Origin of the sequence: Lachnotalea glycerini (assembly GCF_003201285.1) — a bacterium.
In the GTDB taxonomy this organism is placed as follows: domain Bacteria; phylum Bacillota; class Clostridia; order Lachnospirales; family Lachnospiraceae; genus Lachnotalea; species Lachnotalea glycerini.
In genome coordinates this window covers 1-11,303 of record NZ_QICS01000025.1, presented here as the reverse complement: position 1 = coordinate 11,303, position 11,303 = coordinate 1, and the positions used below count along the sequence as shown (strand labels likewise).

Here is an 11,303-nt window from a genome sequence, read left to right as displayed (position 1 = left end):
TTTCTGATACTTTTTGTTCTGAAATCTCTTTTGGTTTTCTTCGAAAACCGTTGAATTTTCAAGGTTGTAATTACTGTTTAATTATCAAGGTTCTTGTTGTTGCTGTGTGACCTGCAACTTTTATAGGATATCATAATCGCAATCGCTTGTCAACACTTTTTTACTTTTTTTTGATTTTTTTCAAAGAGTTAAAATGTCATTCTTTGAAGAATCTCCTCGGCTATTTCGAGGTGGATTTACATGTTACCATTTATACTAAAATATGTCAACTGGTTTATTAAAATTTTTTAAAAAAGTTTAAAAAAGTAATTGTTATTATATATAAAACTTAAAAATTTGCTATCTTCTATATATTGATTAAGAGCTGTACCCAATTCCGTATTACCCATAATTGTTATAATTAGAAAGAATACCCAAACTATGATTATTCCCTCTCCGGCTCCTAAAATGAGACCGGCATACTGATTAATTCCTTTAATAATGGGAAGATTTGCAATGATATCTAACGTAAATACGGTCGTCCTTAGAATGAAAGTAATCACAATAAAAGCCATAGCAAAGGAAATTGCATTTATAATGGCATTGGCAAATTGAGTGGCTAAATAGTCACTGATACCGCTTGTAATGCTCTCTTGGTCGCTATTTTGAGTTGTCAATATCTTTTTTAAAATAGTGGGAACTTTAATATCCTCCACTGTATTTTCATCCTGATTGGTATACGCATTTCCCAGTACTTCTAGCGAACCTTCCTTAATACTATTATAAACAGAAGTGTTATTGATTAAGAATTCGCTAACATGAGGTGCCAAAGCTGATGCTGCAATTATTGTTATGATAAATGAAACCGTTGTAAACAATTTCTTAACAAATCCTAATCGATAGCCATTCAATGCACATATAATCAGAAAAACCGAAACCACTAATAATAGCCAGTTCATATTACCTCCTGTTTTATCTATCCTCCGTCAGACGACAGCATATGTATTTTTATATTCTTTTTATGTTGATATGATTCATTCATTACTATATCTGTTTCTAGGCTTTTAAAACTGACTCAATTTTTCTAATTCAGTTTCAAATTAATTTCTTCAGTATTATTTGAATCTATTACTACAAATTTATTTTTAGATTCTTCTGGTATAACATTTAGTAATGCATTTTGAGCAGTATAGTGAAATTTTTGTAATCCAGACATATTGTAAACGCTAAACTCCATTTCACTGATTATAAGAAATTGATTATCCTCTATAACAATATCTTTATAATCCTGATTAAATTTTAACGTTAATATTTTATTCCCCTCCAAATCATATAACTCTAAACGATATTTGTCACCCGCATCTGTATTTTCAAATACTAAACCAAAATATGTGTCTGAGTAATATACCCCTTTTATTTCATCAGCAATGTCTATTTCTGCTGACATTTCCGGCTTTTGTTTCCCTTTATATATACCTATTTTACTGTCCCCAAAAGCTACAGCAGTCGTTTCGTTCACAAACTTAATATAGGGAAATACACAGCTCTCATAAATGTATACACTTACTAGACGATCATTTTCATTTTGTCCTACTGAACCAAAATTATAAAACGCGATATTTGTTTTCATAACACCGCTGTCCACATATAAATAGGATACGGCAAGCTTTTCACCATCATCTGAAACTGAAATATCTACTGGATAACCGCTTTTAGCCATTGGTTGCTTACTTTTAGCTAAATTATTTCCTTCTTTATCATATACATATATCAATGAATTATTACCCTCATCTAAGACAGTATATACCACACCCTGACTTGCTACCTGTAATTGTTCAATCGGCTGGTTCACATCTATTTCTGACAGCAGACCTTTTTTATTAAAAATAAATATTTTATTGCCTTCTTTATCTGCAATTGCAACATAATCCTGACATATATCAATAATAGGGTTTTGCATTTCAAAGGTCTGATTCCATAAAACATTGTTGGAATAATCTGTATATGCAGCTCCGTCATTACTACATTTTAAAATACCATCACTGTATTTTCTATAAATTGTAGTTGATGTATCAATACGTTCTGCAGAAGTTAGTACATTATATTTCGTATATACCTTATTCTCGAAATAAATATATGTACCGGCTCCTATTGCTATCAATAAGATGACAATGATGATAATTTTATAAAAAACAGCTATTTTATGTACAAATAGTTTTTTCATAAACGAAACATCATTTTGATTTTTTTTATTCTTTGTATAATCTCTAATATCTGGCATTTATTATCACCCTTATCTATTAACACATACAAATGTTATAATATATTTCTTTATTCTTAATCGATTATATCCTATTTTATAGCATTTGAATAGTATAACTTAATTTCAAAAAGGTTATATAACATAATAGTTAAGGCAAAAGCAATGATTGTCCTGCTTGTATCTTATTGTCATTTTCTATGTTATTTAATTCGCATATTTCTTTCACCTTATCCTTTGTATTATATAAATTCATGCTTATTTTAGCTAATGTATCACCCTTTTGAACTGTATAATACTTTGGCTCTGTTGCTTCTTCTTTAGGCGAGGCACTTTCTTGAGCGGCTTCCTCTTGATTGCTCTCCTCTAATGTTTTTTGCATTTCTTCTTCAGAAGAGTTGATTTCTGTTACAGTTCCCGCTGTATTTTGTTCGGAAGTTTCCTGCTTTTGCACATCTCCGTTTACATTTTCTACCGGAATCGCTGTTTGATTCATAGCCTCTGCTGCTTGAGCACTGGCATTTGTGTCATCATTTTCCTGTGCAGACTCGTCTGACGCTATCTCTTTTGTATTATCATCCTCTTGATTCTGATTTTTTGCAAACCAATCAGTTGCTATTTTTTCATCCTCCTGATTTACAGCTCTTGAAATTGAATTAAGTGTTTGTTCCATACTTTTTATTTTATCGTAATTATTCATCATAGTGATACCAATCGCAATAACTATCATAATGAAAAAGCTGCTTGTTGTATACATAAAGGTTGCTATTTTTTTTTCATGTTTTTCATCTTTTCTCTCCTGTATGATAGATCGAAAACTTTTTGCGGCATGATCTTCTACTTGTTCCAGCGGCTGTTCTTCCTTGATATTTTCCTTGCTTTGAACCATATATTCCTGCATTTCTTCGTTCTTTTCATAATATATGTAATAGCCCATTTGCCTTATAAAATGGCCGTTTTGAAATACATAGAATATTTCTTCATTTTCAATTGGATCTATCTTCATAAAAACTTTATCACTTCCAGCAAAATTATCTATATGAGCTTTAATGATATGATCACTCGATTCACCATTAAAAGCTAGTTCTGATAAAAACCACCCGACAATATCCTGATTAGGAAAATATTTTTTAATTTTATTATAAATGCATGTCCATGTCTTTTCTAAAAACTCAATGTTATTTTTCCTGATTTTTACTTCTTCCGCCTCTACTACTCCACTTATAAAAATATATTCGCATGAATTATTATAAGTCGTATATCCAACTAAAACAGCTGCTTTTGGTTCTTTTGTTCCTTTTGAAGCCAATTGATTAATAAATGTTATTGCATAATCCTCAACGTAAATTTTCCTTGTTTCATCCGGAATGCCAATCTGTCTTATATTCTTTGGTACTCGCAAATACTCTTCGTTTTTTTCATTTTCTTTGCTATAAATTATTTCAATCACGTCTACACCCCTCCATGTCAACGAATACTATCAATTCATTTCTTAGGTTGATTTTATCATGCGGTATGCGTCAAATTTATCAATATGTGTCATATGAATTTAACAAAATTACGACACTCTCATTAATTTTATTTAAGAAAGTGACTTATTACGTTTCTTTTCTTTATAGTTTTTCGCAGAAATTTGTATAAGTAATTATTTTGTCATTAAATTTTTTTAATACCTTGGAATATATTTCGTAATATAAGTCTAAAATTATCCTATATGACATTTGAATAAGGGAGGGCTTTTTATTATAGAAAATTCTATTTGTTATTTTGACGCAAAGGATAAGCTTGCAAGCTTTCGCCTTGCAGAGTGCTTATCTAAATTATTGCTTGAGCACAACCTTGTTTACGAAACTGTAGTTGTACTTTGTATTGGCACTGATCGAGTAACCGGCGACAGCCTTGGACCACTGGTGGGTTACAAATTATCAAAAAGTCGACTTCACAACTTAACAGTGTATGGTACATTGGAAAATCCCGTGCATGCCCTGAATTTAACCGAAACCACAAAGGAGATTTATAAAAGATATTCAAATCCTTTTATTATTGCAATTGATGCATCCTTAGGTACCTCAAATCACCTGGGCTATATCACATTAGGAAAAGGCCCCCTCACTCCTGGTTCTGGAGTAAAGAAGACCTTAGTTCCTGTTGGCGATATATTTATAACTGGAATTGTAAATGTATCTGGTGTTCTTGACAATCTCGTATTGCAGACTACTAGATTGGATACGGTAATGACTTTAGCTGATTGTATCTCTCTTGGCATTCGCCTTGCAGAAAGAAATGATTATTTTACGTGTATTCTTCCAAATGGAAAATGTAACCAGTTAGGTGTAAAATGCTCTGAATAATAATCTGCTATTTCAAAAAAACCACAATATTTGTCTGTCATACCAATGATAAAAGCCTCCCAGCTCTTTGGTGGTATCACGGTAAGTGGCCACATATGCTTTAAAATAATTTCCTGCTCTAGTTCATTTAGATCAAAATACTTCTTCGCATTTCTTAGTGCTACTCTTGGATGCGTCATGGCATGAAAATGCTCTTTGGTCAATTTAGCATGAGTTCGCCAATCATATAAAAACAGATCATGAACAATTCCTGCTCTGGCTGCTGCCTTTGCATCCAATCCAAATGCTCTGCAAATCTTATAATTGTAATAAGCCACATTAAGACAATGCTGATAACAGCTTGTTGTACAATGATGTGGATACTTTTTCATTTCAAGAACAATTGGGTGTTCAATTAAATCCTGAACAACTTCATAAAATTCATAATGCAAATTATTTTTTTTCTTTATTTGAGATTTTTCTTTTTTTCTCTTCACAGTATCTTACACCCCTATATTTCTATTCGACCCTCCAAGGCTCTAAGCAAGGTAACTTCATCTATATATTCTAAATCTCCTCCGACCGGAACTCCGCTTGCAATTCTACTTACCTTAATTCCGGTCGGCTTTATTAATTTGCTAATATACATAGCAGTTGTTTCCCCCTCTAAGCTGGAATTGGTTGCAATAATAACTTCATTCACATCTTTTTGCAGTCTTTGCATTAGTTCCTTTAACTTAATATCATTTGGACCTATTCCAAGCATGGGTGAAATAGCCCCATGAAGAACATGATAAACCCCTTCATATTTACCTGTTTTTTCATATGCCGCCAAATCTCTTGTGTTTTCCAACACCATAATTGTCTTTTTATCTCTTTTGGAATTGCTGCATATCGGACATAATTCAGAGTCCGTAAGGGTAAAGCACTGGCTGCAATACCTTACATTTTTTTTTGCTTCAATAATTGCACCTGATAATCCTTCTACTCTTTCAAGTGGCATATTAAGTATATGAAATGCCAGTCTTTGAGCAGATTTGCTCCCAATGCCCGGTAAACCTGATAATTCTTCAATTAATTTACTTATCTGTCTGCTATAAAGATCCATTAGAATGGAAATCCTCCTGAAAGGCCACCTAATCCTCCTGTTATCTTAGCCATTGATTGTGATGATAATTCCTCTACCTGTCTGATTGCTTCATTGGTTGCGGCCATAATTAAGTCCTCAAGCATTTCTATATCATCTGGATCAACCACTTCCTCTGATAATTTTACTTTTTTAATCTCTTTCTTTCCTGTCATCGTAATCTCAACCGCTCCACCACCTGCTGTTGCAGTAATTTCTTTTTCTTCAAGAGCTTTTGTTGACTCCTCCATCTGCTTTTGCATCTTTTGAGCCTGCTTCATTAAATTGTTCATGTTTCCAGGCATTCCTCCTGAAAAACCTCCACGTTTTGCCATTATAAATCCTCCTTAATCTTCAATAACAATATCCATATTTATTAATTTTTGTATATCAACATAGGAATTCTCAAACGAAACTCCAGTCTCTAGCATTTTCATTTCTACCTGTACTGCTTTTCCAATCTGATTGGATATGCAAGCTTCCAACTCCTGTTTGCGTTCTGGGGTATTGACAATACCATCTGCCATAGCATCATGAAAAACAATAAGAAGCTTATTATCATTTCCAATGCTAAGCTTGGCTGCTTTTAAATATGGCTTTATCAATCCCGATGCTCTGTCAATTATGCTTTTCCAATGTCTTACCACATCTTGAATATCTTCCGAAATTGCTTTTGGTAAGTCTAGGTTACACTTTGTCATATCAATCTGCGTTTCCACGGTCGATTCTTTCTGTATAGACACCGCCGAACTTAACTGCACACCATTTTCCAACTGCTTTTCTATTGTGCTTATTCTGTCTAAAATAGAATCTAAATTTAATTCCATTGCAGGCTTACACAATTTTATTAATGCTATTTCAATTATAACTCTTTTTTGTGTTGAATATTTGACCTGATTTGATAATTCTGAGAACACTCTAATGTAACGCATTATTACATCAAGGTCAAGCATATTTGACTCTTCCTTTAATCTCTCTAAGCTTTCACTCGATACATCTAAAACCTCTTCTATATTATCAGAAGTTTTGACTAACATCAAGTTCCTTAAATACCATGTAAATTCTGATACAAACTGTGATAATTCTCTTCCCTGCATTATTAGCTCATCCAACTGAGTAATAATGGTTATGATATCTTTATCAACAATACTTCTTAGCATCTTACTAAAAACAATTGTATCAACTGCGCCTAATACTTCTAGCGCATTCTCATAGGTAAGTTTTTGCCCCAGATAAAATGCTATGCATTGATCAAGTAAACTTAATGCATCACGAAGTGAGCCATCTCCCATTTTAGCTATATATCGAAGCGCTTTCTCTTCAACTTCAACATTCTCTTTATCACTTAATTCTTTTAAACGCTTATAAATAGTCTCATTTGTTATTCTTTTGAAATCATATCTTTGACATCTTGATAGAATAGTAATAGGTATTTTATGTGCCTCTGTTGTTGCCAAAATAAATATAACATAGGACGGTGGTTCCTCTAAGGTCTTAAGAAGTGCATTAAATGCTCCTATGGAAAGCATATGAACTTCATCAATAATATATACTTTATATTTTCCTTCCGTAGGTGAGTATGCCACTTCATCTCTAATTTCCCTTATATTATCAACACCATTGTTAGATGCTGCATCTATCTCAATAACATTCAGGGATGATCCTGCATTAATTGCTTTGCAGGTTTTGCATTCATTGCATGGACTCGCATCAATCGGATGTTCACAATTCACTGCCTTTGCAAATATCTTAGCTACCGTAGTTTTACCGGTTCCTCTTGTACCACAAAACAAATATGCATGTCCTATTCTTTCATATTTGATCTGATTTTTCAAGGTTGTTACGATGTGATCCTGTCCTTTTACATTTTCGAATTCTAACGGTCTAAATTTACGGTATAATGCTGTATAAGACATATTAACTCCTTTCATACCAGAGTTTTTCAGTCTCCAAAGCTAGTGCCTCCAAGCTTTGCCACTTTTATAATACTAGATTCTGGTATAACCATCTTAAGCTTTCCGGCAACTTGGTCTAGCGGTACTTTACTGATATCGCCGTTAACAATTGAAACCATATTGCCAAAATCTTTATCTAAAATAAGTTGTGCTGCCGCCGTTCCAAGTCTGGTTGAAAGTACTCTGTCATAAGGACAGGGACTCCCTCCTCTTTGCATATGTCCCGGAACGGTAATTCGAATTTCCTGTCCTGTTTTTTTCTGAATCTGTGCTGCTATTTCATAAGACACAGATGGATAAGGACTGTTCTTTAATTTTTCTTTTAATTCTTTTTTGGATAATTGGGAGTTCTCTTTGGATATGGCACCTTCTGCCACTGCGAGAATGGTAAAACCTTTTCCCGCTTTCTTTCTTTTCTCAATTGCTTCGATTATCCGATCAATATCATATGGTATCTCAGGTATTAAAATAATATCTGCTCCTCCTGCAATACCAGCATGCAGTGTAAGCCATCCCACCTTATGCCCCATCACTTCCACAATGAACACTCTTCCATGAGAAGCAGCCGTTGTATGAATACAATCTATCGCATTGGTAGCAATATCTACCGCACTTTGAAAGCCAAACGTCATATCAGTTCCCCAAATATCGTTATCTATCGTTTTTGGTAATGTAACGATGTTTAGTCCTTCGTCCTTTAAAAGATTAGCTGTTTTATGTGTTCCATTTCCACCTAAAATAACTAGGCAGTCCAAATTTAATTTGCTATAAGTTGCTTTCATCGCTTCTACTTTATTAAGACCATTTTCATCTAGTATCTTCATTAATTTAAAGGGTTGCCTGGATGTTCCAAGAATTGTTCCTCCTCTTGTTAATATACCCGAAAAGTCACCGGAAGTAAGCATTCTGTAGTTTTCATATATCAAACCCTTATAACCTTCTGAAAAACCGTATATTTCTACTTCTTGAATATTATTTGTTATTCCTTTTACAACGCCTCTCATTGCCGCATTTAACGCCTGACAGTCACCGCCGCTGGTTAGCATTCCTATTCTTAACATATTTACCTCCATTCATGCGTCATTATATACCCGAAATGGTAATTACGAGTGAGCCCTTTTTAATCATATTTTTCAATTTAAAGCAAATATGCATGTTAATTCCTATGGTCATATATTACGATGTTTCAATTATATAATATTTTTATTATTATCACAACAACTTATTCTATTGACTTTCATAAAGAAATCGTATTATAATAGTGCAGTATGTTTTACATTTAAACTATGGAGAGTTGTCCGAGTGGTTTAAGGTGCTGCTCTCGAAAAGCAGTGTGCTATAAGCACCGTGGGTTCGAATCCCATGCTCTCCGCTATCAGGATGAAAAAATAATAGGGTACGATTCCTAGAATCGTACCCTATTATTTTTCTGAGAACATTTATGTATAATACTATTGTAAAAGATCTACTATACCTTTCGTTGTACTGTTTGCTTGTGCCATCATAGATTGACCAGCCTGCACTAATATATTATTCTTTGCATAGTTTACCATTTCGTCTGCCATGTCTACATCTCTAATTCGACTCTCCGAAGCCTGTAAATTTTCTGATTGATTCAGGTTATTTGATGCCGTGAATTCTAAACGGTTTTGATAAGCTCCCAAAGAAGATCGATTTCTCGAAAGTCTTTCAATTGCGTAATCACATACAGTAATAGTCTGATTGGCCTCTGCATAAGAACCTACTTTCGCCCCAATTAGTCTCATACCTGATGCTGTTGCATTTGCTATATTTACCACCATACTTTGTCCTTGGTTTGCGCCAACTTGCAAGTGTATTCCAGGCGTAACTCCTGCTGTTACATCAGCAGCAGCCATTGCAGCCATAATTTCTTTGTATGCTGTTGCCACATCTGTCAATGTACTAGTGGACGAAAACGTGGTAGAAATTAAACCGGATGCTAATGTATTGGAAAGAGTAGTTGCATCATTTAAAGTATTAGCAACAGCCGTTCCTATGTCTGCCGCACTGGCCGTCGTAGCCTGAGTGGCAGCTAACGCTGTATCTGCTGCACTCTTTAATGTTGTGTCTGATATTGTCGCACTTGCCACAGCAAGGTCTGATTGTGCTCCGAATTTGTCGCTATTATTAAGTTTAGAAGCAGCGCTTTGCAAATATCCTGTAAAAGAACTGTTAGATGCGGTAGACTGGCTTGCCAATTCTAATGCGTTATCAACACTTTTTTTTGCAAGATTAACTATTTGGGAATCATAACTTCCATAGCTTGATGCATAAGAGCCTATCTGTATTGCTATTGCTACATTTGACAATGACACCATAGCAGAATTAAGTTGATCTGCTGTATACGTATTTCCATTAATAACATAACTTTTAGTAGCATAGTCACTCTTATAGGTACCTGCCAGTAAACCTGTTATAATCTCTGAATCTGATACTGTGGTAGCGTTATCATCTTCTGCAGCAAAATCACCCGTTAATAAAGTAATTTTGTTAAATTCGGTATTATAAGCAATTGTATCAAACTGATCAATTAGTGTATCAACTTCTCCTTGAATAGCATCCCGATCCATTTCCTGATTTGTATCATTTGCTGCTTGTACAGCAAGCTCACGAATTCGGTGAACAACACTCTCTAATTCTCCTAACGCTCCGTCTGCTATTTGAATTAAGGAAATACCATCTGAAGCATTATCTTCTGCCTGATCCAACCCTCTTATCTGACTTCTTAATTTTTCAGATATTTGTAATCCTGCGGTGTCGTCTGCAGAACGATTAATACTATATCCAGAAGCTAACTTTTCTGAGCTTTTACACTTTTTGTTAACTGAGATGTTATACTGTCTATTAGCGTTAATCGCAAGCAAGTTATGCTGTATAACCATTTCATATACCTCCCTGTATATTTTTTATATAGTTAATACCTATCACATCAAACTACCTAATATATTAGCCTGACGAGTCTTTTACACTAATCAAAAATATCCCATAAATTCAGCAGATATTTACATTCTATTTATATAGTACATTTTTCCTATAATATTTTTCGGCATTATACTTCTAAAACTTAACTATTATTCCAAAATTTGTAACAATTTTAGTATACGTGAAAGCTTTTATATTTTCAAGCTATAATATGTTTTATTTTAAATTAGTCAGTTAAAAAAATCACAGCAATATTATATGGGAAATATACATGATTTATTATTTTCTATAATTAGACAGTTGTTAAACGGTTTACAACGTAACACACTACTTATCTATGTCTCTAAGACCCTCTGGAAAGTTTATATACTAGGAAATTTTTCAAAATTTTCTAGTATATAACAAAGCGAACAAGTCCGCATCAGCTCCCTAACCCCTCACTCTTGAGGGACTTGGCCTCTTTGCCGCGCCGAATGCTGTTACGCAGTGACATTTTCCACTTGCATTCGTGTTATTGTGTTTTTATTTCATAGAAATCAAAACTTTAATACATTAACAACAAGGTCTTGTAGAGTAGGTCGGAGGTCGCAAGACCTCTTTCCCCTCATCAAACCATACGTGAGGTTTTCCCTCATACGGCTTTCCGACATTCTTCTTTCTACAGCTTTACGTCATGCAATCATTTGTTGCAAACCCTTGTCTACTAATTT

General features: G+C 34.0%; 10 protein-coding genes and 1 tRNA gene. 2 read left to right on the top strand and 9 right to left on the bottom strand.

Going from position 1 to position 11,303, the window contains the following annotated elements; all coding sequences use genetic code 11:
* Positions 1 to 287 precede the first annotated feature (287 nt).
* The 3 genes from C8E03_RS21400 to C8E03_RS21390 all read right to left on the bottom strand — a co-directional run bounded on the left by C8E03_RS21400 (position 288) and on the right by C8E03_RS21390 (position 3,689).
* A complete protein-coding gene (locus C8E03_RS21400) occupies positions 288 to 938 on the bottom strand; it encodes a CvpA family protein (RefSeq protein WP_094377721.1) in 651 nt (216 codons plus the stop codon).
* Positions 939 to 1,063: 125 nt separating this feature from the next.
* Entirely contained in the window at positions 1,064 to 2,260 is a 1,197-nt protein-coding gene (locus C8E03_RS21395; RefSeq protein ID WP_094377722.1) for a DUF5711 family protein, read from the bottom strand.
* Between the two features lie 130 nt (positions 2,261 to 2,390).
* Positions 2,391 to 3,689 carry a LysM peptidoglycan-binding domain-containing protein gene (locus C8E03_RS21390; RefSeq protein ID WP_094377723.1) on the bottom strand — a complete coding sequence of 433 codons (1,299 nt, stop codon included), beginning with the start codon at positions 3,687 to 3,689 and terminating at the stop codon, positions 2,391 to 2,393.
* Positions 3,690 to 3,960: 271 nt separating this feature from the next.
* On the opposite strand from C8E03_RS21390, the gene yyaC reads away from it, so the two are divergent.
* The gene (gene yyaC, locus C8E03_RS21385; RefSeq protein WP_242993679.1) at positions 3,961 to 4,590 is read left to right on the top strand and encodes a spore protease YyaC; all 630 of its coding nucleotides are present in this window, start codon (positions 3,961 to 3,963) and stop codon (positions 4,588 to 4,590) included.
* Here the strand turns inward: yyaC and C8E03_RS21380 are convergent.
* Genes C8E03_RS21380 through C8E03_RS21360 form a run of 5 tightly spaced genes read right to left on the bottom strand, consistent with a single transcriptional unit; the run spans position 4,527 to position 8,711 of the window.
* Positions 4,527 to 5,066, bottom strand: coding sequence for an HD domain-containing protein (locus tag C8E03_RS21380; RefSeq protein WP_242993677.1), 540 nt, complete (start codon positions 5,064 to 5,066; stop codon positions 4,527 to 4,529). The genes yyaC and C8E03_RS21380 overlap by 64 nt on opposite strands.
* A 14-nt stretch (positions 5,067 to 5,080) precedes the next feature.
* Complete coding sequence (recR, locus tag C8E03_RS21375; protein ID WP_094377724.1) at positions 5,081 to 5,677, bottom strand: recombination mediator RecR; 597 nt, start codon at positions 5,675 to 5,677, stop codon at positions 5,081 to 5,083.
* Positions 5,677 to 6,030, bottom strand: coding sequence for a YbaB/EbfC family nucleoid-associated protein (locus C8E03_RS21370; protein ID WP_094377725.1), 354 nt, complete (start codon positions 6,028 to 6,030; stop codon positions 5,677 to 5,679). Before C8E03_RS21370 ends, recR begins: the two co-directional genes overlap by 1 nt.
* A 12-nt stretch (positions 6,031 to 6,042) precedes the next feature.
* The gene (gene dnaX / locus C8E03_RS21365; protein WP_094377730.1) at positions 6,043 to 7,611 is read right to left on the bottom strand and encodes a DNA polymerase III subunit gamma/tau; all 1,569 of its coding nucleotides are present in this window, start codon (positions 7,609 to 7,611) and stop codon (positions 6,043 to 6,045) included.
* A gap of 26 nt (positions 7,612 to 7,637) precedes the next feature.
* Positions 7,638 to 8,711, bottom strand: coding sequence for a 6-phosphofructokinase (locus C8E03_RS21360; protein ID WP_094377726.1), 1,074 nt, complete (start codon positions 8,709 to 8,711; stop codon positions 7,638 to 7,640).
* Between the two features lie 227 nt (positions 8,712 to 8,938).
* Here C8E03_RS21360 and C8E03_RS21355 point away from each other — a divergent pair.
* Positions 8,939 to 9,022 (top strand) — tRNA-Ser (locus C8E03_RS21355).
* 79 nt (positions 9,023 to 9,101) lie between these two features.
* Here the strand turns inward: C8E03_RS21355 and C8E03_RS21350 are convergent.
* Complete coding sequence (locus tag C8E03_RS21350; RefSeq protein WP_094377727.1) at positions 9,102 to 10,553, bottom strand: flagellin N-terminal helical domain-containing protein; 1,452 nt, start codon at positions 10,551 to 10,553, stop codon at positions 9,102 to 9,104.
* Positions 10,554 to 11,303: the final 750 nt, after the last annotated feature.